Here is a 23,683-nt window from a genome sequence, read left to right on the forward strand (position 1 = left end):
AAAATCTAATTGATTATTTTTTCAACACATCTGGTCAATCACATTGAACTTTGATCGCCAGACCACCGCGTGAGGTTTCACGATACTTGGCATTCATGTCTTTACCAGTTTCGTACATAGTTTCGATCACCTTATCCAGTGAAACACGTGGTTCACTGGTACGGCGCAACGCCATGCGCGCAGCATTGATGGCTTTCACTGAGGCGATAGCATTACGTTCGATACAAGGCACCTGCACCTGACCTGCCACCGGGTCACAGGTCAATCCCAGGTTATGTTCCATACCGATTTCAGCGGCGACACACACCTGCTCCGGGCTGGCGCCGAGCAATTCCGCCAGGCCTGCGGCAGCCATCGAACAGGCCACACCGACTTCGCCCTGACAGCCCACCTCAGCACCTGAAATCGAGGCATTCATTTTATACAACACGCCAATGGCACCCGAGGCCAGGAAGTAACGGATGAAGATGTCCGGCGTCACGGTCTCAATAAAGTGATCGTAATAGGCCAGCACCGCAGGGACGATACCGCAGGCGCCGTTGGTTGGCGCGGTGACCACACGTCCACCGGCGGCATTTTCTTCATTGACCGCCAGGGCAAACATGTTGACCCAATCAATCACGTTCATCGGATCATTGGAGTGCTTGGAAGAAGAAACCAGTAAACGACGCAACGAGGCAGCGCGGCGCGGCACGCGCAGTGGACCCGGCAATACGCCTTCCGTATTTAAGCCGCGATCGATACAGGCCTGCATGGTTTGCCACACGTTGCCGAAATAGGCATAAATGTCTTCACGGCTGTGCAGCGCCAGCTCATTCTTCATCACCAAACCGGAAAGGGACAATCCGCTTTCATGGCAGTGGCTCAACAACTCTTTGGCAGAGTTGAACGCATACGGCACCGAGACCTCATCCAGTACGGATTGGCCGAAATGCTCTTCATCAACGATAAATCCGCCGCCAATCGAGTAGTAAGTCTTGGTCAGGATCAACAGATCGCCGGCAAAGGCGAAAACCGTCATGCCGTTTTCATGCAACGACAGATTTTCACTGCGGAACACCATGCCGCCTTCGCGTGGAAAGTCGACTTCACGTGCACCGTTCGCCAGCAGCAGACGCTCGCGCTGCTCGACGTCTTTAATAAAAGCGGGAATGCTATCGATATCCACGGTGGCGGGCTCAAAGCCGGCCAGCCCCATAATGATGGCGATATCGGTATGGTGACCTTTACCTGTGAGCGATAGCGAGCCATAGACGTCGACGGCAATGCGCGTCACGTCTTGCAATTTGCCCTGTTCGGCCAGCAGATCAACAAACTGCTTGCCCGCTTTCATCGGACCTACGGTATGTGAACTGGATGGGCCAATGCCCACTTTGAACATGTCAAAAACACTAATCACCGGTGACACTCCTCACAAATCTTATTCTGTACGGCTGAGGCCGTTTATGCGGCTAATAGTAATCGTCCGCGTGACTCAGCGAGCAGCTTTTCGCATGAAATAAACTAATTATAAGCCACAGAAATAGTTATCCCATTCTGCGGCTGTGAAGTGGATCGAGTTTATGGCGGAAGTAACATGCAGCGCGGAACTCAGGGAAGGGCGATTTGCTGACTTAATGCGCGAATGATCCCGGCGGTCATGCCCCAGATAAAATAATCCTCATACCACGATAACCACACCTGATGTTGACGATGACCACGGCGCAAGGTGAGTCCACTGTAGCGACTGAGACGCAGGGCTTCTGCCAGCGGCATCGCGAAGGTGCTTTCCACTTCGTCAGGATTAATATTGAGAGGCAGGTCCGCTGGAATAATGCCGACCACCGGCGTGACGGCAAAACCGGTGCTGCTGGTCACGGGCGGTAACACACCCACGACGCTAACCTGAGCGGGGTGAATGCCGACTTCTTCTTCGGCCTCACGCAGTGCGGTGTGGATCAGCGAATCATCCGTTGCATCCTGCATGCCGCCAGGGAACGCTACCTGGCCCGCATGCTTACGCAGGTGGGATGAGCGACGCGTCAGCAGTAACCCCGGTTCAGCACCGTCGATCACCGGTACCAACACGGCCGCTCGCCGGCCGCTGATCACGCTTTTGGGTGCGCTCAGAGGAGGCTGCAGCACGAAGCGGTTCAGGAACTGGTCAAGCGTCAGGCTCATTTAAACCTCGCCGCTCAGGCTGGGCAAGATACGATTGACCTTGTGGAAGGTCTCCTGATATTCCAGCTCCACATCGCTGTCCGCCACCAGGCCACCACCTGCCGCACAATAAAGATGCTGATTTTCAGCGATTAACGTGCGGATAGTGATGCTGGTATCCATGCGACCACACAGGCTGATGTAACCGATGCTGCCGCACCAGGCGTTGCGGCGCTGCGGTTCCAGTTCCTCAATAATCTCCATCGCGCGAATTTTTGGTGCACCGGTAATGGAGCCGCCGGGGAAACAGGCGCGCAGGAGATCGGTTGCGCCGAGATGTTGAGGTAGTCGCGCTCGTACTGTGCTGACCAGATGATGCACCGCCGGGAAAGGTTCCACCACAAACAGCTCAGGAACGCTGACGCTGCCGGGTTCAGCAACGCGACCAATGTCATTACGCAGCAAATCGACAATCATCAGGTTCTCGGCGCGATCTTTTTCCGCATGGCTCAGTTTCTCAGCCTGCAAGCGATCGGCTTCTGGATCGGCTAAGCGTGGCAAAGTGCCTTTAATCGGTCGGGTCTCAATCTCCTGCTGCTGCAATGAGAGAAAGCGTTCCGGTGACAGGCTAAGAATGACGCTCTTAGGCAAGCGGATAAACGCACTGAAGGGCGCGCGGTTGTCGCGGTTGAGTCGTAAAAAGGCCAGCCACTCGTCGCCGTGATAGCGAGCCTGAAAGCGTTGTGCCAGGTTCACCTGATAACAATCCCCGGCTTGAATGTAGTGCTGAACCTGTGCAAAACGCGCGGCGTACTCATCAAAACTAAGGTTTGACTGCCAGTCGCTGGTTAGCGCAAAAGCTTTAGGCTGCGGAATCGCCTGCGCCTGCAGCCACTGCCAGCGTTGCCCGGCATCGGTGAGTGAAATCAGGGTGAGTTTTTGCTGATGATGATCCGCGATCAAAGCCCAATCGTAGATGCCGACTGCCATATCCGGCGTTGTCAGATCCTGCTCAGCGCGCTGCGGTAAGATTTCAAAGCGGCGTCCCAGATCATAACCAAACAAACCCAGCGCGCCGCCCTGGAAAGGCAGATCAGCATCAAACAGTGGAGTCGCGCCCAGCATTTCGCACTGTTGCTGCACCAGGTGCAGTGGATCATCGGCGGAGAGGATCACCTTGCCATCACAGTCGATTTCCGTCATCTCGCCGCGCGTGGTAAGCGTGGCACGGGGATCGGCGGTTAAAATGTCAAAACGATTATCGGCATGGTCGGCATGGCCAGAGGTGAGCAACATCGCCCAGGAACGATGAGCAAGCGCAGAAAAACGGCGCAACAGCGCATCCGGCGTATACTTCAGGTTAAGGGTTTTTACGATCATCGGGCTAATTAATCCAACAAGCAGGCGCGTAGCCTGGCACATTTTTTTGTCGCTGGCACCTGTTTGTTCCTCATGGAATAATGCGTCCCCTTTGCACCAGGAGCAAATAATGTTTACAGGTCTTCCGGCTTTATCTCATGAACAGCAGCAGCAAGCTGTGGAACGTATCCAGGAATTGATGGCGGGTGGCATGGCGAGTGGTCAGGCGATTGCGCAGGTAGCACACGAGATCCGCCAGAGCTATCAGGGTGAATCGATTCGGGCGATGTTCGAAGACGACGAAGAAGACGAATAACGCCCGAAAGGGTTACAGCGCGGCGATGATTTTGATTTCCACTTTGTACTTCGGATTCATCAAATCAGCTTGCACGGTGCAACGCACGGGCGCGTTGTCAGGTGAAACCCACGCATCCCATGCACGGTTCATGGCCTGAAAGTCAGCTTTATCGACCAGGAAAATTGTGGCATCAAGGATCTTACTTTTGTCTGATCCGACTCGGGTCAGAATCGCGTCAATCACCGCCAGCGCGTTGGCGGTTTGCGCTTCGGCATCGTCATCCAGATTTTCTGGCACGCTGGTGTAATAGACGGTCTGGTTATGCACAACAGCTTCTGACATGCGGGGTGCGGGATCAATACGCGTAATGGTCATGGTGTTCTCCTGTAATTTCGCTGCGCTAGCCTGCCATATCCTGTAGGGCGCTGTCATCTGTTGTGGTCGCCTCAGGGGAATCCTGACATAATTACAGTGTTTTTGACCAATCGGTGAGGATGTGTGGCAGACGATTTTGCAGCTGATGGCGCGCTGGCGCAGGCTATTCCAGGTTTCAAACCGCGTGCCGCGCAGCGTGAAATGGCGCAAGCGGTCATGGAAGCGGTGAAGAAGGGCGGTGAGCTGGTGGTCGAAGCCGGCACCGGTACCGGTAAAACCTATGCCTATCTGGCACCCGCATTGCGTGCGAAAAAAAAGGTCATTATCTCGACCGGATCCAAAGCCTTACAGGATCAGCTGTATACCCGCGATTTGCCCACCATTGCTCGTGCCCTGAAGTTCAGCGGTAAAACTGCCCTGCTGAAGGGACGTTCCAACTATTTATGCCTCGAACGTCTGGAACAGCAGAATCAGACCGGTGGCGATCTCACCGTGCAGGCGCTCGGGGATTTGATCAACGTGCGCAGCTGGTCAAATCAAACTTCGGATGGCGATGTCAGCAGCTGTTCCGGCGTCGCCGAAGACAGTCCGATCTGGCCGTTTGTCACCAGCACTAACGATAACTGCCTCGGCAGCGATTGCCCGCTCTACAAAGATTGCTTTGTGGTGAAAGCGCGTAAGAAAGCCATGGATGCCGATGTGGTGGTGGTGAACCATCATCTGTTCCTTGCCGATCTTGTCGTGAAAGAGGGAGGATTTGGTGAACTGATCCCGGAAGCGGATGTGATGATCTTCGATGAAGCGCATCAGTTACCCGATATCGCCAGTCAATACTTTGGTCAGCAACTTTCGAGCCGCCAACTGCAGGATCTCGCCAAAGACATCATTATTGCCTATCGCACTGAAGTGCGCGACGTGCAGCAGCTACAGAAATCAGCCGACCGTCTGGCACAGTGCGCGCAGGATTTCCGCTTAACACTGGGCGAGCCGGGTTTTCGCGGCAATCTGCGTGACCTGCTAAGCGATAACAACATCATGCGCATGTTGACCCTACTGGATGATGCGCTGGAGCTTTGCTACGACGTCATCAAATTGTCGCTGGGTCGTTCGGCGTTGCTGGACGCGGCATTCGAACGCGCGGCACTGTATCGCACCCGTTTGAAACGCCTGCGCGCCATTGATGAACCCGGTTTTAGCTACTGGTATGAGTGCACCAGCCGCCACTTTACGCTGGCGTTAACCCCGCTATCGGTCGCCGAACGTTTTCGTGAAGTGATGGATAACCGTAAAGCGGCGTGGGTATTCACCTCCGCCACGCTGGCGGTGAATGAGCAGATGAGCCACTTCTCCAGCCGATTGGGCGTCGATAAAGCCACCACCATGATTCTCGACAGTCCTTTCGATTACACCCAGCAGGCGCTGTTATGTGTACCACGCAATATGCCTGAACCCAATCAACCCGGCGGAGCTCGTCAGCTGGCACGGATGATGAAACCGCTGATCGATGCCAATAAAGGACGCTGCTTCTTCCTCTGTACTTCGCACAAGATGATGCGCGAACTGGCCGCTGAATTTCGCGCCTCGATGACTTTGCCGGTGTTGTTGCAGGGAGAAACCAGTAAAGGTCAGCTGCTGAAGCAGTTCCTCGATGCCGGCAACGCCTTGCTGGTGGCGACCAGCAGTTTCTGGGAAGGCGTTGATGTGCGTGGCGATGCGCTGTCACTGGTGATTATCGATAAGCTGCCGTTTACCTCGCCGGAAGATCCGCTGCTCAAAGCGCGCATGGAAGATTGTCGCCTGCGTGGCGGCGATCCCTTTAATGATGTGCAACTGCCGGATGCCGTGATCACCCTGAAGCAGGGCGTTGGCCGTTTAATCCGCGACACGGAAGACCGTGGCGTGCTGGTGATTTGCGATCAGCGTCTGGTGTCGCGCCCGTACGGCGGGTTGTTCCTCAATAGCCTGCCACCCACGCCGCGTACCCGCGATTTACAGCGTGCCATCGCTTTCGTCCGCCAGCCAGAGAAGCACTAATTTGTGCCCGGCTGTGTTAAGATGCGCGCCATTTTGACTTTCAGAGGTTGTTATGTCCGCCCGAATTTTAGCTCTGGACACGGCGACAGAAGCCTGTTCTGCCGCGCTGCTCAATCAGCAGCAGATCGATGCCCGCTTTGAAATCGCCCCGCGCGATCACACCCAACGCATCTTACCGCTGGTACAAGAGCTGTTGCAGTTGCAGCAGCTGGATCTGACCGCGCTTGACGTGCTGGCGTTCGGCCGTGGACCGGGTAGTTTCACTGGCGTGCGCATTGGCATTGGTATTGCGCAAGGGCTGGCGCTGGGTGCGAACTTGCCGATGATCGGCGTCTCTTCTCTCGCGACTATGGCTCAGGGCGCATGGCGCTTAACCGGCGCTAACCGCGTGCTGGCTGCCATCGACGCGCGCATGGGCGAAGTTTACTGGGCCGAATATCAGCGTGATGCTAACGGTGAATGGCAAGGTGCGGACTCGGAAGCCGTTTTGAAACCCGAAGATGTGCAGGCGCGCATCGGCCAGCTAAGCGGCGAGTGGGCAACGGTCGGCACCGGCTGGGCGGCTTATCCGCACCTGCTAACTTCGACCGGCGCAACCTTAGTGACCACCGAAGTGACGCTGCCTGCAGCAGAGGACATGTTGCCGCTGGCCCTGAGTGCCTGGCAGCGCGATGAGTCGGTGGCAGTGGAAAATGCCGAACCGGTTTACCTGCGCAATGAAGTGGCATGGAAAAAGTTGCCGGGCCGTTAAGCGCTACGCAACTATTCCGTAAGCGGCCAGTCTAACTGAGAAATAACAGGAGAAGTGCTATGCCAATAAGTCGTAAAGGGATGTCTGGCGCTCTGTTAGCCTGCGCGTTGTTACTCAGCGGCTGCGTTTCGGTGCCAGATTCCATTAAAGGGAGTTCTCAACTTCCACAGCAAGATTTATTACGTGTGATGAATGCGCCTCAGCTGTATGTCGGCCAGGAGTCACGTTTTGGCGGTAAAGTGGTGAAAGTCACCAATCTGACGGGCGTGACGCGCCTGGAGATCGCCACCCAACCGCTGGATGACAGTGCGCGGCCGCGTTTAGGTTCCGCATCGGTTGGGCGTATTTTCGCCGACATTCGCGGTTTTGTTGATCCGGTGGATCTGAACAATCAGTACGTCACGGTACTGGGTAATATCAAAGGCACCGAAAAAGGTGAGATTGGTAAAGCCAGCTACAACTTTGTGGTGGTGGATGTGCGCGGCTATCAGCGCTGGCACCTGACTCAGCAGGTGATGACGCCACCGCAGCCTATCGATCCCTGGATTTGGTATGGGCCAACGCGCCGTCATCCGGGTTACTGGGGGCCAAATCCTTATTGGGGGATGAACATGAATACCGGTCCCGCGCAGGTGGAAACTATCCTGACCGAATGATTCATCTTCATTATTTGACGGCCCGGTCGCGGCGCTCGCGACCGGGCTTTTTTATTGGGCGCGCAACCGATGCGCGAAATTTAGTGATGCGCTTCGCAACCTGAAAATGCCGAAACAGGCAAACTGGTACAATCAGTTAAAATATTGTTAACAACACTGATTGCAGAGGCGGCGATGGCTACGCAACAAGAATATCGGGGTGATTCTTTGAATAAGGTTTGGCTTAAACGCTATCCAGCAGATGTTCCTGCGGAGATTAATGCGGACCGTTATACCTCTTTGGTCGAACTTTTCGAGCACGCAGCATTGCAGTATGCCGATAATACGGCGTTCATTAATATGGGCCAGCCGATGACTTACCGTCAGTTGGATAAGCAAAGCCGCGACTTTGCCGCCTGGCTGCAGCAAGGTCTGGGCCTGAAGCAGGGCGACCGCGTGGCGCTGATGATGCCCAACCTGCTGCAATATCCGGTGGCGCTGTTTGGCGTGCTGCGTGCGGGTATGGTCGTCGTCAACGTGAATCCGTTGTATACGCCGCGTGAGCTGAAACATCAGCTGAATGACAGTGGCGCCAGCGCGATTGTGATTGTATCCAACTTTGCCCACACGCTGGAAAAAGTGGTCGCCGAGACGCCGATCAAGCACGTGATGCTGACGCGTATGGGTGACCAGCTTGCCCCGATTAAAGCCACGCTGGTCAACTTCGTGGTGAAGTATGTGAAGAAGCTGGTGCCGAAATACCATTTGCCCGGTGCGGTGCCATTCCGCAGCGCACTGCGGCAGGGCGCGCAGATGACTTACCAGCGTCCGACGCTGACTAACAGTGATCTGGCATTCCTGCAATACACCGGCGGCACCACCGGCGTCGCCAAGGGCGCGATGCTAACTCACGGCAACATGCAGGCTAATCTGGAGCAGACCAAAGCCACCTATGGCAAACTGCTGCGTGCGGGCAAAGAGCAGGTGGTCACGGCACTCCCGCTTTACCATATCTTTGCGTTAACGGTAAACGGCCTGCTGTTTCTCGATCTCGGCGGTACCAACCTGCTGATCACCAATCCGCGTGATATCCCCGGTTTTGTCAAAGAGCTAAGCAAATTCCCGTTCACCGCCATTACCGGCGTCAATACGCTGTTTAACGCGCTGCTCAACGACGAAAACTTTAATAAGCTCGATTTCTCCACGCTGCGTCTTTCTGCTGGCGGCGGCATGGCCGTGCAAAAGGCCGTGGCCGAACGCTGGGAAAAACTCACCGGGCATTATCTGCTCGAAGGTTATGGCCTGACTGAGTGTTCACCGCTGGTGTCGGTCAATCCGTATGACATCACCTGCCACACCGGCAGCATCGGTCTTCCTGTACCCTCCACAGATGTGCGTATTGTGGATGACGAGGATAACGATGTGGCGCCAGGTGAGCCGGGTGAACTCTGTATTCGAGGTCCACAGGTGATGGTCGGTTACTGGCAGCGACCGGATGCCACCGAAGAAGTGTTGAAAAATGGCTGGCTGCACACCGGTGATGTTGTTACCGTTGATGGCGAAGGTTTTATTCGCATCGTCGATCGGAAGAAAGACATGATTCTGGTGTCAGGCTTTAACGTGTATCCTAACGAAATCGAAGATGTGCTGATGCAGCATCCGAAAGTGCGCGAAGCCGCCGCAATCGGTGTTCCCAGCGACCTTTCCGGCGAAGCGGTGAAAGTGTGCATCGTTAAAAAGGATCCGTCACTGACGAAAGAGGAAGTGCTGGATCATTGCCGCCGTCAGCTCACCGGCTACAAAGTGCCGAAGATTATCGAGTTTAGAGACGAGCTGCCGAAGACCAACGTGGGCAAAATTTTGCGCCGCGAATTGCGTGACGAGGCGAAGCGAGAAGGGCAGTAAGCTGCCATTCTCCCAAGGTTAACGCCGGCTTAGTCCGGCGTTTTTATTGCTTTTAACATGGAGCGCTGCGCGAAGTGTGCCGCAGCGAGAATGAATACGTGAATTACACTTTGATCGACCAAAACAGCCAGCTGGCTGCCGTGTGCGAACAAGCGCGCCAGCATGACGCCGTTGCGCTGGACACTGAATTCGTGCGCACCCGCACTTACTATCCGCAGTTGGGCCTGATCCAGCTGTTCGATGGTGAACAACTGGTTTTGATCGATCCGCTGAATATCAGCGACTGGGCGCCATTTGTCGCGCTGTTGCAAGATACCCACGTCACCAAGTTCCTGCACGCTAGTGGCGAAGATCTCGAAGTGTTCCTGCATCGCTTTAAATGCTTGCCCAATCCGATGATTGATACGCAGGTTTTAGCTGCATTTGCAGGGCAGCCGCTTTCATGGGGCTTTGCCGCAATGGTGAACCACTTTAATCAGATTGAACTGGATAAAAGTGAATCCCGCACTGACTGGCTGGCACGCCCGCTGACTGAGCGCCAGTGTGTTTATGCCGCAGCAGACGTGGCTTACTTGCTGCCGATTGCGCATCAGTTAATGGAGCAGACCGAAGCCGCAGGCAACATGGCTGCTGCGCTGAGCGAATGCGATAATCTTTGCCAGCGTCGTCTTGACGTTTTACAGCCAGAGGATGCATGGCGCGACATCACCAACGCATGGCAGTTGCGACCGCGCCAGTTGGCAGCGCTGCAACGCCTGGCGGCATGGCGCTTGAACATCGCCCGCCAGAAAGACATGGCCGTGAATTTTGTGGTGCGTGAAGAGAATCTGTGGAAAGTGGCGCGCTTTATGCCGGGTAGCCTGGGTGAGCTCGATCATTTGGGCCTGAACGGTCACGAGATTCGCTTCCACGGGAAAGCGATGGTGGCGCTGGTGGCGGAAGCGCAGGCACAGGATGAAGCGACCTTGCCACAACCGTTGCCCAATCTGATTGACCATCCGCATTACAAACAGGCATTTAAAGCAATCAAAGCGCTGGTGTTACAGGTAAGCGAAGAGACGGGTTTCAGTCAGGAGCTATTGGCTTCACGTCGCCAAATCAATCAGGTGTTAAGCGTATACTGGGGCTTGAAAAGCGGATGCCGTACACCAGAATTACTGACTGGCTGGCGTGGTGAATTGCTGCAAAAGCGAATCGACGAGATCCTGCAGGCGCTATAAGCGGAATGTTTTCCCCTGCGCACAACGCAGGGGAAAATCAGGAACCCGCTACAATCATTTAGGAACGTCTTCCGTCTCCGTCTCCGGCAGTGTGACGTTGAGTTCCAGGATGGAGATATCATCCCCTTTCTGATCCAGCTGAACGGTCACCATATCCGGGTCAATTTTCACGTACTTACAGATCACTTCCAAAATATCGCGCTTCAGTTGCGGCAGATAATGGGGCTCACTGTCGCCCCTTCTGCGCTCGGCTACGATAATCTGCAGCCTTTCCTTGGCTATGTTGGCTGTGTTCTTCTTACGGGATAAAAAGAAATCTAATAATGCCATTGGTTATCCCCCGAACAGGCGTTTCAGGAAACCCTTCTTCTCTTCTTCAATAAAGCGGAAGGGGCGTTCTTCGCCAAGCAGGCGATCTACGGTATCAGCGTAAGCTTTACCGGCGTCAGAGTTAGCGTCGAGAATGACCGGCTCACCTTGGTTAGAAGCACGAAGTACTGACTGATCTTCCGGGATCACACCCACCAGTGGTATACGCAGAATCTCCAGCACGTCTTCCATGCTCAGCATGTCGCCACGCGTCACGCGGCCTGGATTGTAACGTGTCAGCAGCAGATGCTCTTTCACCGGGTCCTGGCTATTTTCAGCACGACGCGATTTAGAAGAGATAATGCCGAGGATGCGGTCGGAGTCACGCACGGAAGAGACTTCGGGGTTGGTGGTGATAATCGCTTCATCCGCAAAGTACAGTGCCATCAACGCACCGGTTTCGATCCCCGCAGGGGAATCGCATACGATGAAGTCGAACTCCATCGCGGCCAGGTCGTTTAATACTTTTTCCACGCCTTCGCGGGTCAGCGCATCTTTATCACGTGTTTGTGAAGCAGGCAGGATATAGAGTTGCTCCGTGCGCTTGTCACGAATCAGTGCCTGGTTCAAGGTTGCATCGCCCTGGATGACGTTGACGAAGTCATAAACCACACGGCGTTCACAGCCCATGATCAGGTCGAGGTTACGCAGACCGATATCAAAATCGATCACGACAGTTTTTTTGCCTTTCTGCGCTAAACCGGTTGCGATGGCCGCGCTTGACGTGGTCTTGCCAACGCCCCCTTTACCCGATGTAACTACAATGATGCGTGCCATAAATGTTGATTTCCTTAACGAAAGAAAAGGGGCCTAATAAAGTGTCTGAATGGTGAGCGCGCCCTCTTTAAGGCACAGGCGCGCGGCTTTACCAAAGAATTCCGCCGGAATCTGATCCATGATCCAGTATTCCCCGGCAATAGAGACCAACTCGGCTGCGAGGTTGGTACAAAAAATCTGGCTGTCACGTTCGCCACTGGCACCCGCCAGCGCACGACCGCGCATCATGCCGTAAATATGAATATTGCCGTCCGCCACCAGTTCGGCACCGGCGCTGACGCTGTTGGTGACGATAAGGTCGGCATTCCGTGCGTAAATTTGTTGGCCTGAGCGCACTGGCGTATTGATGATGCGGGTTTTGCTGGCGGTTTCAGCGACCGGCGCCAGGATTGGCGGGGCTTCTTCAACCACTGGCTCTTCCGCACGCTTGCGATTCTCTTTGCCTTCTGACAACACCGGCAAGCCTGCTCGGGCAATCATCTTTTTCAGGGCTTCATCTTTACAACCACTGACACCGACAATGCGCAAACCGGTGGCGATGACCGCCTGCTGCATCTGCTTCCAGTTGATGTCACCGTTCAGCGCTGACACATTGAGCACCACCGGCGCATTCTGCAAAAACGCAGGTGCCTGGTCGATTTTGTCCTGCAGCGCCTGACGAATCACCTCGGGTTGTGAATGGTGCAGATGAACCACTGACAGGGTAAAACTGCTTCCCTTGAATTCGATTGGCGTTTGCGACATCTGTCCTGACTCAGTCCTGTTTTACGACCCTAAGATGTACGTCGATAAAATCGTCATTAACATCAAACGGTCAATATTCGAAGTTCTGCAAGCATGTTATAGTTACTGCTATATTCAGGCAAGTGACGCCACAGGTTAATTCGAGTAAAAAATATGTTTTGTGTGATCTATAGAAGCCCGCAACGTGAACAAACTTATCTTTATGTTGAAAAAAAAGACGATTTTTCGCGCGTTCCGGAAGAACTGCTGCGTGGCTTTGGTAAACCCCAGCTAGCAATGGTGCTATCACTGGACAAACGCGACAAACTGGCTAATGCAGATATCAATAAAGTTAAGCAAGGTTTAAGCGATCAAGGCTATTATTTACAGATCCCACCACCGGTTGAAAGTCTGCTCAACATTCATCTTGATCAGAGTAAAAAAGTTTAATTCGGATTCATCTGTAAATATTCCCTGTAAAAATCCTCAGTGTTATTTGCATTAATTATTCGCCCGCTTCAAAGCATTATTGCGGGCAATAATTCCAGGTTGTGATCCTGTTTGTTGCGTATGATTAACGACTTTTGACAATTTCCGCCACGTCTGCTGCCATAAAACCGCTAATATAATCCTCCTCAGCTTGCCGCGTTCCGGCACTGAACCTGACCTATCCGCCAGTCAGACTGGCATCAAACACTACTAATGCAGGGGAACAGCATGTATCAGCATCGTAACTGGCAGGGCGCTTTGTTGGATTATCCCGTCAGCAAAGTGGTTTGCGTGGGCAGCAACTATGCGAAGCACATCAAGGAAATGGGCAGTGCCACGCCGACAGAACCGGTGGTGTTTATCAAACCGGAAACGGCGGTTTGCGATCTGCGCCAGCCGCTTTCGATTCCAGCCAACTTCGGCGAAGTGCATCACGAAGTGGAACTGGCGGTGCTGATAGGCTCCACGCTGAAGCAGGCAACGGAAGAGCATGTGGTGAAAGCGATTGCCGGATATGGTGTGGCCCTGGACCTGACGCTGCGTGATGTGCAGGCGGGGCTGAAAAAAGCCGGTCAGCCGTGGGAAAAATCCAAAGGGTTCGATAACTCTTGCCCGCTGTCAGGTTTCATTCCAGTTTCTGAATTCAGCGGCGACCCGCAGGATACTGAACTGAAGTTAGTGGTGAATGGCGAAGTGCGCCAGCATGGCAGCACGGCGGATATGATTCACAAAATCCTGCCGCTGATTGCTTACATGAGCCAGTACTTTACGCTGCGCGCCGGCGATGTGATCCTGACGGGCACCCCGGAAGGTGTCGGGCCAATGCGATCTGGCGATAAACTCGAAATCTCGCTGGCCGGTCACGGAATTACCACCCGCGTACTGTAAAACTTGCATCACCGCACCTAACCCTTTATAAGGTGCGGTCTTATTGCACAACCCGGACCGCGATCATGACTGAACAACCTTTCTGGCAGACAAAACGCCTTGACCAAATGGACGATGCAGAGTGGGAATCACTGTGCGACGGCTGCGGCCAGTGCTGCCTGAATAAGTTGCAGGATGCGGACACCGACGAAATCTACTTCACCAATGTGGCTTGCAATCAGCTGAACATCAAAACCTGCCAGTGCCGTAACTACGAGCGCCGGTTTGAGTACGAAGAGGACTGCATCAAGCTCACGCGTGAAAACCTCACCACCTTTAACTGGCTGCCGCGTACCTGCGCCTATCGTCTGTTAGGCGAGGGCGGGACTTTACCTGCCTGGCATCCACTGGTGGCCGGTTCGAAAAAGGCGATGCATGCGCAGCGTATCTCGGTGCGTTACATTGCGGTGCGGGAAAGTGAAGTACGCGACTGGGAAGATCACATTATCGATCGACCCGACCGTAACGGTTGACGTGAAAACAGGCAGCGAGAGCTGCCTGTTTTATTTTGATTAGCGGCTAAACAGATCGCGGCGTTTTGGCTTAAACGGCTGGGCAATCAGCACCAGTGCGCCAACCAGCAGATACGCGGCAAAGATGACGATCATCCATTGTGGCATGCTCCAGGTCAGGAATGTCCAGCTGCGTTCGGCACAATCACCGCTGGCGACAAATACTGATGGCAGCCATTTATCCAACGGCAGCCAGGTCGGGAAGCGTGCGGCAAAGTCACAAGTAACAAACGGATTCGGGTGCAGCTGAATATTCGTATGTTCAATCGAAAGCATTAATCCCTTATAAGCGCTGTAAAGCCAAATCAGGATAGCGGCCCAGCGCAGTGGTAGGGATTTCGGGGCGAACGCGCCAACGATACCTGCGCCCATGACGCCAAACAGCGCACAACGTTCGTAGATACACATCACGCAGGGCTTCAGTCCCATGACGTGTTGAAAGAAGAGTGCAGTCAGTTCAAAAGCCAGTGCTGTCAGAGCCAGCAATAACCATGCCCCGCGTCCTCGTGAGCATTGATTCAAATATCGCAACATATTGCTTATCCTGTAACCATTAATGCTTCGCAGTGTAAACCAAAAGCGTAACCGTGCCAGCCAGGTAAGGGGAAAAAATCATGTACAAAAATGACTTAAGCCTGATCCAGGCCATATAAAGCGCATTTACTGATCAAGCGGAGGTGGTAGAAGGTCCATACCACGCAAACGAGTGCGTTGCCGTCTGACCGGTTAAAAACACCGCTGAATTTTGCGCCAGCGCGCGCTTTTAATCGGTTGTCAGTCTATTTCCGCTATAGCCGCTCTGGTATGATGAGTGCCATTACGACAAAGAAAGCAATGAGAAATAAATGCTATGGTGATTAAGGCGCAAAGCCCCGCAGGATTTGCTGAAGAGTATATTATTGAAAGCATCTGGAACAGTCGCTTTCCGCCGGGGTCTATTCTGCCTGCTGAACGTGAGCTTTCTGAACTGATTGGTGTCACGCGCACCACGCTGCGTGAAGTTTTACAGCGTCTGGCACGCGATGGATGGTTAACCATTCAACATGGTAAACCCACGCGCGTGAATGATTTCTGGGAAACCTCCGGTCTTAACATTCTCGAAACGCTTGCCCGCCTCGATCACGATAGCGTACCGCAGTTGATTGATAATCTGCTGTCGGTGCGTACCAATATCGCGTCGATTTTTATTAGCCGCGCACTGCGCCATCATCCGGACAAAGCGCGCGAGGTGCTGGAAACTGCACTGAGCGAAGAGGATAAAGCAGAAGCCTACACCGAACTGGATTATCGCGTGTTCCGTGGTTTGGCCTTTGCCTCCGGTAACCCGATTTATGGTTTGATCCTGAACGGTTTGAAAGGGCTGTACACCCGCGTGGGGCGCCACTACTTCTCTAATCCCGAGGCGCGTCAGCAGGCTCGTAGCTTCTATCGTCAACTGGCGGATTTGTGTAGTGCGAATCCCACGCAGGACCAGATTGTCGATACGGTACGTGAGTATGGTCGTCGCAGTGGCGAGATCTGGCATAGCATGCAAAAAAGCATGCCCGATGATTTAGCCAGCAAGCGCTAAAAGAAAACCGGACTTTAACAGTCCGGTTTTTTTATGTTTACAGCGCGGGTCCACGTGTTGGCGACCGGTCCAGCAGATCAACGCTGCCATCTTCGTTCTGTTGTTCCAGAATCACATCGAAACCCCACAACCGATGCACATGCTTCAGCACTTCGCGGCGGCTTTTATCCAGCGGCGCACGTTGCTGTGGCACGTAACGTAAGGTCAGCGAACGGTCACCGCGCAGATCCACATTATAGACCTGAATGTTAGGCTCCAGATTGCTCAGGTTGTACTGTGCTGACAGTTGCTGGCGGATGGCACGATAGCCAGCTTCGTCGTGGATCGCGGCAATTTCCAGGAAGTTATTGCGATCGTCATCCATTACCGTAAACAGGCGGAAGTCGCGCATCACTTTGGGTGACAGGAACTGGCTGATGAAACTCTCATCTTTAAACTCGCGCATGGCAAAGTGCAGCGTTTTCAGCCAGTCGGAACCCGCAATATCCGGGAACCAGTAGCGATCCTCTTCCGTTGGTGACTGGCAGATACGCTTGATATCCTGGAACATGGCGAAGCCCAAAGCATAAGGGTTTATGCCGTTATACCACTGGCTGTTATACGGTGGCTGATACACCACATTGGTGTGGCTGTGCAGGAACTCCATCATAAAGCGTTCCGACACTTTCCCTTCGTCGTAGAGATGGTTGAGGATGGTGTAATGCCAGAACGTCGCCCATCCTTCGTTCATCACCTGCGTCTGTTTCTGCGGGTAGAAATACTGGCTGACCTTGCGCACGATGCGCAGCACCTCGCGTTGCCAGGACTCCAGCAGCGGGGCGTTTTTTTCCATAAAGTAGAGTAAGTTTTCCTGCGGTTCCGAAGGATAGCGCGCCGCTTCCACGTGCACGGACTCCTTCTCTTTACGCGGCAGGGTGCGCCATAAGGTGTTTACCTGGCTTTGCAGATACTCTTCACGGCTTTTTTGCCGCGCTTTCTCTTCCTGCAGCGAGATCTTTTGCGGACGTTTATAGCGATCCACGCCGTAGTTCATCAGAGCATGGCAAGAGTCGAGCAGCCGCTCCACTTCTTCGACGCCATATCGCTCTTCACAATCGGTGATGTAATTACGCGCGAATAACAGGTAATCGACGATGGAGCTGGCATCGGTCCAGCTGCGGAATAAATAGTTATTTTTAAAGAAAGAGTTGTGCCCATAGCACGCGTGCGCCATCACCAGCGCCTGCATGGTCATGGTGTTCTCTTCCATTAGATAGGCAATACAAGGATTGGAGTTGATGACGATCTCGTACGCTAAGCCCTGCTGGCCATGTTTATAGCGTTGTTCGGTTTCAATGAATTTTTTACCGAACGACCAGTGGGCATAGTTAATCGGCATACCCACGCTGGAGTAGGCATCCATCATTTGTTCGGAGGTGATGACTTCGATTTGATGCGGATAGGTATCAAGCCCGTAGCTTTTCGCTACACGGTCAATTTCTGCCAGATAAACATCAAGCAGTTCGAAGGTCCAGTCGGGTCCATCACTGAGTCGTTTACTGCTCCGGGTTGGCTCGTCAAAGATTGTCGTCATAGCGCACCTCTGTTTTGCAAGCGGCAGGCAACGGATTGTCACCTGTCACGATCGTTTAAGGCTTCATCCTGAGAAAGACGGCCCAATAAAACTGAGCGAACACTTCAATGATAGTCCACTGTCGCTTATCCGAAACCGGAACTCAATCGAATTCTTTTGGCAGAAAATCATTCAAAAATCGTCGCTTAAGTCATTACTGATGACAACTGTTGGTTTTTATCTAAGTTACAGAATAAAGTTCTGTTTATAAGTGCATTGTATGACTGCGGCGCTTTCTCCTGAAAAAAGAGAAAAGCACTCCCTTGCGCATAATAAATTGCTGATTAATGGTTTTATGGCATAAAAAATCCTGATTTTTGCACTACCTCATGATTTCTGTGTGCAGGAAGGTGAAAAACATGTGAAATATGTCTGTCGAATGTAAGATAAGAAGTGCTGCCTGGTTATGCTGATTCAGGCGGCATTCATAGTTGATTATGCTTTTGCCGCGGCGAGGGGCTTATGCGCGTAGTGATTCTTGGAAGTGGTGTCGTGGGAGTGGCGAGTGCCTGGTATTTGGCGCAGGCTGGACATGAGGTGACGGTCATCGATCGCCAGCCGGGGGCCGCGCTGGAAACCAGTGCCGGCAACGCTGGCCAGATCTCTCCAGGTTATGCGGCGCCCTGGGCGGCACCGGGCGTGCCACTGAAAGCGGTAAAATGGATGTTCCAGCGTCACGCGCCATTGGCCGTCCGCCTCGACGGCAGCAAGTTCCAGCTGGAATGGATGTGGAACATGCTGCGTAACTGTGACATGCGCCATTATCAGGAAAATAAAGGACGCATGGTACGTATCGCGGAATACAGTCGTGATTGCCTGAAAGCATTGCGCGCCTCGACCGGTATCGCCTATGAAGGCCGACAGGGTGGCACCTTGCAGTTGTTCCGCACTAAGCAACAGTTTGAGAGCGCCAGCAAAGATATTGCCGTGCTGAAAGAAGCCGGCGTGCCATACGAACTATTGGAAGCACACCAGCTCCACAGCGTTGAACCGGCGCTGGCCACGACCGCACACAAACTGACCGGTGGGCTGCGTTTACCGAACGATGAAACCGGAGACTGCCAGCTGTTTACGCAGCGCCTGGCCGAGATGGCAGCCGCTGCGGGTGTCACCTTCCGCTATGACACCCAGGTTGATCAACTGCTGCGTGAAGGCAATCGCATTTACGGTGTGAAGTGTGGTGATGAGGTGGTTAAAGCGGATGCCTATGTGGTGGCCTTTGGTTCCTACTCGACCGCGTTGCTGAAAGATATCGTCTCAATTCCGGTTTATCCGCTAAAAGGCTATTCCCTCACCATTCCGATTAAGAATTCCGACGCTGCACCGGTGTCCACCATCCTCGATGAGACCTACAAAGTGGCGGTCACGCGCTTTGACGATCGCATTCGCGTGGGAGGCATGGCGGAAATTGTTGGTTTTAACACCAAACTGACGCCTGCACGACGTGAAACGCTGGAGATGGTGGTCAGCGATCTCTATCCTGAAGGCGGTTTTGTTGAACAGGCCACGTTCTGGACAGGATTGCGTCCGATGACGCCGGACGGCACGCCGATTGTCGGGCGTACGCCGCTGTCCAATCTCTATCTCAACACCGGTCACGGAACGCTGGGATGGACCATGGCCTGTGGTTCCGGTCAGCTATTGGCTGATTTGATTTCCGGTCAGAAACCGGCGATTGCCGCAGACGATTTGTCAGTACTGCGCTACCTGCCGGGTTTCGAACCCCATTCGTCGCCGTTGCGTAACGCTAACGCGGCGCGTTGAGACCTCAGGGAGAGCACAAGCATGTCACGTCCTACTGGCGCCACCATTAACCAACAGGCGCTGCGCCACAATCTGGCGATTGTACGGCAGGCTGCACCGCAGTCGCGGGTTTGGTCAGTGGTCAAAGCCAATGCATACGGGCACGGTATCGCGCGTGTCTGGCAAAGTCTGGCAGAGACCGATGGTTTCGCGCTGTTGAATATGGAAGAAGCGATTCTGTTGCGTGAGCAGGGTTGGAAAAAACCGATTCTGTTGCTGGAAGGTTTCTTCCATGCTGAAGATTTAACGTTGATCGATCGTTATCGCTTGACCACCAGCGTGCACAGCAACTGGCAGATTCAGGCGCTGGCCAAAGCTTCACTTTCTGCACCGGTTGATATCTATGTGAAGATGAACAGCGGCATGAATCGGCTGGGTTTCCGTCCTGAACAGGTTCAGGCGGCGTGGCAGAAACTGCGTGCGCTCCCTAACGTCGGTGAGATGACGCTGATGGCGCATTTTGCGGACGCGGAAAACCCGGAAGGACTTATCGAACCGATGAAGCGCGTTGAACTGGCCGCCGAAGGTTTGGATTGCCCGCGCTCGCTCTCCAACTCTGCCGCCACGTTGTGGCATCCTGAAGCGCACTTTGACTGGGTGCGTCCGGGGATCATTCTCTATGGCGCATCGCCAAGTGGGAATTGGCAGGATATTGCCAGCAGCGGCTTGCAACCTGTGATGACGCTGAACAGTGAAATCATTGGTGTGCAGCAGCTCAGTGCCGGTGACGGTGTGGGCTATGGCTATCGCTATCATGCATCGGGCGCACAGCGCATTGGTATTGTGGCCTGCGGCTATGCAGATGGCTATCCACGCCATGCGCCAACCGGCACGCCAGTGAGCGTCGAGGGTATTCGCACCCAGACGCTGGGCGCGATCTCCATGGATATGATGATGATTGACCTCGAACCTTGTCCGCAGGCCGGGATTGGTTCCAAAGTGGAACTGTGGGGCAATCAGGTGAAAATCGATGAGGTGGCGAAAGCCGCCGGCACGGTGGGCTACGAGCTGATGTGTGCACTCGCGCCCCGCGTACCGGTTGAGATTATTTAAGCGCGGTCACGCTGCCGTGCATCTTCTTACTGCAGCGCCAGGCAATCAGGGCCAGCGCTGCACCTAAAACCATCATCAAAGCCAGTGCTGATTTTTCTGCAACCGGCAATGCCACAATCATCAGGCTGCCACCTGCGCCGCAAGCCATCTGAATAAAGCCCTGCAATGCCGCGGCAACCCCCGCTTGCTGCTGATACGGCTCTAATGCGTAGCTGGTGGCCGGGCCAACGGTAAAGGCCAGTCCCGCAACCGACACCGCCACCGGAATCATATACAGCGCCCAGTGTGTCTGCCATGCGGCAGGCAACAGCGTCATCCCCGCCAGCAGCAAAATGGCACCTAACAGCATAGTGACAAAGCCCATCGCCAGGCAGAACGGGCGTCCGGCTTTACGGATAGTCTTATTCACAAACGCACTGACCAGCATGATCCAAAAGCCGTTGGCACCAAAGGCAAAGGAGAATTGCAGGGGCGTCAGACCCCCTTCCGTCATCAGCACGTGAGGTGCCAGTGACACATAAGTCAGCACCATGCCGAGCGCACCCGCATTGGCAAAGGCGAAGGCAAGAAAACGCGGTTCACGTGCAATCGCCGCGTATTGCGCCAGCGGCAATCCTTTAACTCGCAGCGTATCGGCAGGACGGGTTTCCGGCAGGCAGAACACCACAATCAAACCAATCACGGCAGCATAGCCACACAGGAACCAGAAGGGCGCACGCCAGCCGTAGGCTTCAGCAAGGATGCCGCCCAGCAATGGCGCCAGTGCCGGCACAATATTCAGTGCACCATTCAGGAAACCATAGGCGCGTGCGGCTTCATCACCGCTTAAACGATCGCGCACGCCACTGAAGGCCACCACAGCACTGCAACAGACCGCGCAGCCCTGAATCAAACGGGCGAGGAAGAACACCGGCCATACGGTGGCGGTCGCAGCCACAGCGCTACCAACGATGTAGAGTGCCAGGCCAATCAGCGCAATCGGCTTACGGCCAAAATTATCCACCAATGGTCCGGTCACCAGCTGGCCGATGCCCATCACCAGTAAGAACAACGGAATGGTGATCTGAATCAAACTGACCGGGCTGTTCAGGCCTTCAGCGATTTGCGGCAGAGTGGGAAGGTAAAGATCGATGCCGAGCGGTGCCAGCAGCACCAGGCTTAAAAGCAGCAGGGTAAATTTTTGCATCTGAAACCAGAAACGTCCTGTTAAACAAGCGGGAAGGGTAATGACTTAGCCGGGAAAAAGAAAGGAATAAAAAAGCGATGTCTGCTGGACCAACACAGACATCGCGTCGAGGGTAGGATCAGTAAGCGCCGTCGCGGCGTAACACTACGCCTGCGGTTTTGAACAGAATGGCAATATCGGTCCACAATGCCCAGTTCTTCACATACCAGGAATCGAAATAGACGCGGGTGTCGTAGTCGATGTCGTTACGACCACTCACCTGCCACAGCCCCGTCATGCCCGGTTTCGCCATCAGGTAATAATCGACATCCCCTGCGTAACGTTCCAGCTCAGCTTCGATAACCGGACGTGGTCCCACCAGACTCATCTCACCACGAATCACATTCCACAACTGCGGCAATTCGTCGAGACTGGTTTTACGCAGGAAGCCGCCAATTTTGGTGATGCGTGGATCGTTCTTCAGTTTGAAATCACGATCCCATTCGGCACGCGCTTCTTCACTGGTCGCCAGCAGGTTTTGCAATACTTCCTGGGAGTTAGTGACCATCGAACGGAACTTCAGGCATTTAAACTTCACACCGTCTTGCCCAACGCGTTCATGTCCATAAATGGCATTGCCGCCATCACGTTTCACCATCGCACACAGCAGACCAAATACCGGGGCAAGGAACAGCAGCAACAGTGATGCCACCACGATATCGAAAGTACGCTTGAGGAAGCGGGATGAGCGTTTCGCCAGATTGTTGCTGACGCGCAGGATCATCACTTCGTGGCTGAAGATGAATGACATATCAGTGCCATACAGCGGCACACCGCGCAGGGTTGGGATCACGGAGATCGAGCGGCACTTCATTTTGGACAGGAACTTCAGCCATTTATCGCGTACCACCTGCTGTTCAAACTCAGTGGCGACGATAAATTGCGTGTTGTCGCGATCCATCGTTTGCCAGTTGATGTCTTTCCAGGTGATCACGGGTACACCATTCACGTTCTCAGGGTGGTGCTCATCTTCCAGTGAGATAAAAGCCTGGACGTTGTAGCCGAGGATTTCCTCACTCTGCAGGGCTGCATAAGCTTCCATGGCATTCTTGCCTGAACCAATGATGATGGTCTCTTTCTGCCACTGACCTGCGCGGTTAATGGCACGCTTGACCACCGCACGCATCAGCGGCAGCAGTAGCAGTGCGTAAGTCCAGCTAAACACCCAAACCATGCGCGAAAAATCCCACTTGGAGAAGGCAATCAGCGCCAAATCCAGCAGCGAGAAGACGAACAGGGTTTTAACAATCTCTTTTAACTCGAACCAGAACGGTTTGCGGTAAGTGTAATGACGCATGCGCACCCAAAACCACGCGGTGCAAAGTACAGAAAGCCCTAATTGAGCGATGAAGCGGTACTCAATCTGCTGCGGCGGAATAAAGGTGTCCAGTTCTCCCCAAATACCCTGAACGGTTGCTGCAGATAAAAACAAAGCCAGATTCAGAGCAATTAAATCCGAAAAGCTTAAAGCGACTTTTGCGATGAGATTTTTACGCAATCCGCTCCACGAGCGGGTTGCATCATTCATTACCAATGTACTTGCCATAAAACCTGCTCTCTTTTCTTAAGTAAAAGATGGCCTGACCAGAATCAAGTACGCGCTCAGGAGTTGTCCACCGAAAATAAAAAGAAATGATTTTTCAGTGCGATATAAGTCAATGCTGCCATAAGCGCTGCATGGAAAGGGCCGTTTGAGACGTGATGTACGTCACGAAAAGCTGCAGCAACGTTTAAGAGTATGCAGGAGTTATTTGACAGAGTTAATATGGAAATAGTCTTAAAAGGAAATAAATGCTGCGTGAAATAGTGAGTTAGCTAATTGAAATACAAGGTTAAAACCAAAAAAAACACAGATAGAACGCTTCATTTTAAGACTGCTTTTAGGAATGACCGCCATACGAAGCGGA

General features: G+C 53.6%; 23 protein-coding genes. 12 read left to right on the forward strand and 11 right to left on the reverse strand.

Going from position 1 to position 23,683, the window contains the following annotated elements; all coding sequences use genetic code 11:
* Positions 1 to 34: 34 nt before the first annotated feature.
* The 3 genes from AC1MDE_RS16095 to pabB all read right to left on the reverse strand — a co-directional run bounded on the left by AC1MDE_RS16095 (position 35) and on the right by pabB (position 3,519).
* A complete protein-coding gene (locus tag AC1MDE_RS16095; RefSeq protein WP_058962469.1) occupies positions 35 to 1,399 on the reverse strand; it encodes an L-serine ammonia-lyase in 1,365 nt (454 codons plus the stop codon).
* A 191-nt stretch (positions 1,400 to 1,590) separates the two neighbouring features.
* Complete coding sequence (locus AC1MDE_RS16100) at positions 1,591 to 2,160, reverse strand: CoA pyrophosphatase (protein WP_058962468.1); 570 nt, start codon at positions 2,158 to 2,160, stop codon at positions 1,591 to 1,593.
* Complete coding sequence (gene pabB, locus AC1MDE_RS16105; RefSeq protein ID WP_480344826.1) at positions 2,161 to 3,519, reverse strand: aminodeoxychorismate synthase component 1; 1,359 nt, start codon at positions 3,517 to 3,519, stop codon at positions 2,161 to 2,163.
* A gap of 109 nt (positions 3,520 to 3,628) precedes the next feature.
* On the opposite strand from pabB, the gene AC1MDE_RS16110 reads away from it, so the two are divergent.
* Complete coding sequence (locus AC1MDE_RS16110) at positions 3,629 to 3,814, forward strand: YoaH family protein (RefSeq protein ID WP_034828730.1); 186 nt, start codon at positions 3,629 to 3,631, stop codon at positions 3,812 to 3,814.
* A 12-nt stretch (positions 3,815 to 3,826) separates the two neighbouring features.
* On the opposite strand, the gene AC1MDE_RS16115 is transcribed toward AC1MDE_RS16110, so the two are convergent.
* Complete coding sequence (locus AC1MDE_RS16115; RefSeq protein ID WP_480344827.1) at positions 3,827 to 4,171, reverse strand: RidA family protein; 345 nt, start codon at positions 4,169 to 4,171, stop codon at positions 3,827 to 3,829.
* Positions 4,172 to 4,294: 123 nt separating this feature from the next.
* Here AC1MDE_RS16115 and yoaA point away from each other — a divergent pair, with 123 nt between their 5' ends.
* The 5 genes from yoaA to rnd all read left to right on the forward strand — a co-directional run bounded on the left by yoaA (position 4,295) and on the right by rnd (position 10,716).
* Positions 4,295 to 6,205, forward strand: coding sequence for a DNA repair helicase YoaA (gene yoaA, locus AC1MDE_RS16120; protein WP_480344829.1), 1,911 nt, complete (start codon positions 4,295 to 4,297; stop codon positions 6,203 to 6,205).
* Between the two features lie 52 nt (positions 6,206 to 6,257).
* Positions 6,258 to 6,956, forward strand: coding sequence for a tRNA (adenosine(37)-N6)-threonylcarbamoyltransferase complex dimerization subunit type 1 TsaB (tsaB, locus tag AC1MDE_RS16125; RefSeq protein WP_479414500.1), 699 nt, complete (start codon positions 6,258 to 6,260; stop codon positions 6,954 to 6,956).
* 59 nt (positions 6,957 to 7,015) lie between these two features.
* Complete coding sequence (locus AC1MDE_RS16130) at positions 7,016 to 7,612, forward strand: Slp family lipoprotein (RefSeq protein ID WP_034828738.1); 597 nt, start codon at positions 7,016 to 7,018, stop codon at positions 7,610 to 7,612.
* A 207-nt stretch (positions 7,613 to 7,819) separates the two neighbouring features.
* Positions 7,820 to 9,496: a long-chain-fatty-acid--CoA ligase FadD gene (fadD, locus tag AC1MDE_RS16135; protein WP_480344831.1), complete on the forward strand. Its 1,677-nt coding sequence runs from the start codon at positions 7,820 to 7,822 to the stop codon at positions 9,494 to 9,496.
* A gap of 98 nt (positions 9,497 to 9,594) precedes the next feature.
* Entirely contained in the window at positions 9,595 to 10,716 is a 1,122-nt protein-coding gene (rnd, locus tag AC1MDE_RS16140) for a ribonuclease D (RefSeq protein ID WP_479402594.1), read from the forward strand.
* Positions 10,717 to 10,770: 54 nt separating this feature from the next.
* On the opposite strand, the gene minE is transcribed toward rnd, so the two are convergent.
* The 3 genes from minE to minC are packed head-to-tail and all read right to left on the reverse strand — an operon-like array spanning position 10,771 to position 12,606.
* Positions 10,771 to 11,046: a cell division topological specificity factor MinE gene (gene minE / locus AC1MDE_RS16145; RefSeq protein WP_034828741.1), complete on the reverse strand. Its 276-nt coding sequence runs from the start codon at positions 11,044 to 11,046 to the stop codon at positions 10,771 to 10,773.
* A 3-nt stretch (positions 11,047 to 11,049) separates the two neighbouring features.
* Positions 11,050 to 11,862 carry a septum site-determining protein MinD gene (gene minD, locus AC1MDE_RS16150; protein WP_034828743.1) on the reverse strand — a complete coding sequence of 271 codons (813 nt, stop codon included), beginning with the start codon at positions 11,860 to 11,862 and terminating at the stop codon, positions 11,050 to 11,052.
* 33 nt (positions 11,863 to 11,895) lie between these two features.
* On the reverse strand, positions 11,896 to 12,606 hold the full coding sequence (minC, locus tag AC1MDE_RS16155) for a septum site-determining protein MinC (RefSeq protein ID WP_058959844.1): 711 nt from the start codon (positions 12,604 to 12,606) through the stop codon (positions 11,896 to 11,898).
* 153 nt (positions 12,607 to 12,759) lie between these two features.
* Here minC and AC1MDE_RS16160 point away from each other — a divergent pair, with 153 nt between their 5' ends.
* The 3 genes from AC1MDE_RS16160 to AC1MDE_RS16170 all read left to right on the forward strand — a co-directional run bounded on the left by AC1MDE_RS16160 (position 12,760) and on the right by AC1MDE_RS16170 (position 14,474).
* Entirely contained in the window at positions 12,760 to 13,035 is a 276-nt protein-coding gene (locus tag AC1MDE_RS16160) for a YcgL domain-containing protein (RefSeq protein ID WP_058959843.1), read from the forward strand.
* A 267-nt stretch (positions 13,036 to 13,302) separates the two neighbouring features.
* Positions 13,303 to 13,962 carry a fumarylacetoacetate hydrolase family protein gene (locus AC1MDE_RS16165; RefSeq protein WP_034828748.1) on the forward strand — a complete coding sequence of 220 codons (660 nt, stop codon included), beginning with the start codon at positions 13,303 to 13,305 and terminating at the stop codon, positions 13,960 to 13,962.
* Between the two features lie 65 nt (positions 13,963 to 14,027).
* Positions 14,028 to 14,474 carry a YcgN family cysteine cluster protein gene (locus AC1MDE_RS16170; protein ID WP_034828749.1) on the forward strand — a complete coding sequence of 149 codons (447 nt, stop codon included), beginning with the start codon at positions 14,028 to 14,030 and terminating at the stop codon, positions 14,472 to 14,474.
* 39 nt (positions 14,475 to 14,513) lie between these two features.
* Here the strand turns inward: AC1MDE_RS16170 and dsbB are convergent, their stop codons facing one another.
* Positions 14,514 to 15,047: a disulfide bond formation protein DsbB gene (dsbB, locus tag AC1MDE_RS16175; protein ID WP_034828752.1), complete on the reverse strand. Its 534-nt coding sequence runs from the start codon at positions 15,045 to 15,047 to the stop codon at positions 14,514 to 14,516.
* A 316-nt stretch (positions 15,048 to 15,363) separates the two neighbouring features.
* On the opposite strand from dsbB, the gene fadR reads away from it, so the two are divergent.
* Positions 15,364 to 16,083, forward strand: a complete 720-nt coding sequence (fadR, locus tag AC1MDE_RS16180; protein WP_034828755.1) for a fatty acid metabolism transcriptional regulator FadR — start codon at positions 15,364 to 15,366, stop codon at positions 16,081 to 16,083.
* A 37-nt stretch (positions 16,084 to 16,120) separates the two neighbouring features.
* Here fadR and AC1MDE_RS16185 read toward each other — a convergent pair whose 3' ends face one another.
* A complete protein-coding gene (locus tag AC1MDE_RS16185; protein WP_058959842.1) occupies positions 16,121 to 17,656 on the reverse strand; it encodes a SpoVR family protein in 1,536 nt (511 codons plus the stop codon).
* Between the two features lie 501 nt (positions 17,657 to 18,157).
* Here AC1MDE_RS16185 and AC1MDE_RS16190 point away from each other — a divergent pair.
* Complete coding sequence (locus AC1MDE_RS16190) at positions 18,158 to 19,459, forward strand: D-amino acid dehydrogenase (RefSeq protein WP_480344832.1); 1,302 nt, start codon at positions 18,158 to 18,160, stop codon at positions 19,457 to 19,459.
* Positions 19,460 to 19,480: 21 nt separating this feature from the next.
* Positions 19,481 to 20,551, forward strand: coding sequence for a catabolic alanine racemase DadX (gene dadX / locus AC1MDE_RS16195; protein WP_058959840.1), 1,071 nt, complete (start codon positions 19,481 to 19,483; stop codon positions 20,549 to 20,551).
* Here the strand turns inward: dadX and AC1MDE_RS16200 are convergent.
* On the reverse strand, positions 20,544 to 21,737 hold the full coding sequence (locus tag AC1MDE_RS16200; RefSeq protein WP_058959839.1) for a multidrug effflux MFS transporter: 1,194 nt from the start codon (positions 21,735 to 21,737) through the stop codon (positions 20,544 to 20,546). The genes dadX and AC1MDE_RS16200 overlap by 8 nt on opposite strands.
* A gap of 118 nt (positions 21,738 to 21,855) precedes the next feature.
* Positions 21,856 to 23,322 (reverse strand): undecaprenyl-phosphate galactose phosphotransferase WbaP, encoded by a 1,467-nt coding sequence (gene wbaP, locus AC1MDE_RS16205; RefSeq protein ID WP_058959838.1) that lies wholly within the window; start codon positions 23,320 to 23,322, stop codon positions 21,856 to 21,858.
* Between the last annotated feature and the right edge of the window lie 361 nt (positions 23,323 to 23,683).

This window comes from Pantoea folii (genome assembly GCF_056678875.1).

Bases quoted from the DNA above. Each gene is read 5' to 3' on its own strand.
- AC1MDE_RS16100 (WP_058962468.1), bottom strand. From the start codon at position 2,160: ATGAGCCTGACGCTTGACCAGTTCCTGAACCGCTTCGTGCTGCAGCCT.
- pabB (WP_480344826.1), bottom strand. From the start codon at position 3,519: ATGATCGTAAAAACCCTTAACCTGAAGTATACGCCGGATGCGCTGTTG.
- AC1MDE_RS16110 (WP_034828730.1), top strand. From the start codon at position 3,629: ATGTTTACAGGTCTTCCGGCTTTATCTCATGAACAGCAGCAGCAAGCT.
- AC1MDE_RS16115 (WP_480344827.1), bottom strand. From the start codon at position 4,171: ATGACCATTACGCGTATTGATCCCGCACCCCGCATGTCAGAAGCTGTT.
- tsaB (WP_479414500.1), top strand. From the start codon at position 6,258: ATGTCCGCCCGAATTTTAGCTCTGGACACGGCGACAGAAGCCTGTTCT.
- AC1MDE_RS16130 (WP_034828738.1), top strand. From the start codon at position 7,016: ATGCCAATAAGTCGTAAAGGGATGTCTGGCGCTCTGTTAGCCTGCGCG.
- minE (WP_034828741.1), bottom strand. From the start codon at position 11,046: ATGGCATTATTAGATTTCTTTTTATCCCGTAAGAAGAACACAGCCAAC.
- minD (WP_034828743.1), bottom strand. From the start codon at position 11,862: ATGGCACGCATCATTGTAGTTACATCGGGTAAAGGGGGCGTTGGCAAG.
- minC (WP_058959844.1), bottom strand. From the start codon at position 12,606: ATGTCGCAAACGCCAATCGAATTCAAGGGAAGCAGTTTTACCCTGTCA.
- AC1MDE_RS16160 (WP_058959843.1), top strand. From the start codon at position 12,760: ATGTTTTGTGTGATCTATAGAAGCCCGCAACGTGAACAAACTTATCTT.
- AC1MDE_RS16165 (WP_034828748.1), top strand. From the start codon at position 13,303: ATGTATCAGCATCGTAACTGGCAGGGCGCTTTGTTGGATTATCCCGTC.
- AC1MDE_RS16170 (WP_034828749.1), top strand. From the start codon at position 14,028: ATGACTGAACAACCTTTCTGGCAGACAAAACGCCTTGACCAAATGGAC.
- dsbB (WP_034828752.1), bottom strand. From the start codon at position 15,047: ATGTTGCGATATTTGAATCAATGCTCACGAGGACGCGGGGCATGGTTA.
- fadR (WP_034828755.1), top strand. From the start codon at position 15,364: ATGGTGATTAAGGCGCAAAGCCCCGCAGGATTTGCTGAAGAGTATATT.
- AC1MDE_RS16185 (WP_058959842.1), bottom strand. From the start codon at position 17,656: ATGACGACAATCTTTGACGAGCCAACCCGGAGCAGTAAACGACTCAGT.
- AC1MDE_RS16190 (WP_480344832.1), top strand. From the start codon at position 18,158: ATGCGCGTAGTGATTCTTGGAAGTGGTGTCGTGGGAGTGGCGAGTGCC.
- dadX (WP_058959840.1), top strand. From the start codon at position 19,481: ATGTCACGTCCTACTGGCGCCACCATTAACCAACAGGCGCTGCGCCAC.
- AC1MDE_RS16200 (WP_058959839.1), bottom strand. From the start codon at position 21,737: ATGCAAAAATTTACCCTGCTGCTTTTAAGCCTGGTGCTGCTGGCACCG.
- wbaP (WP_058959838.1), bottom strand. From the start codon at position 23,322: ATGGCAAGTACATTGGTAATGAATGATGCAACCCGCTCGTGGAGCGGA.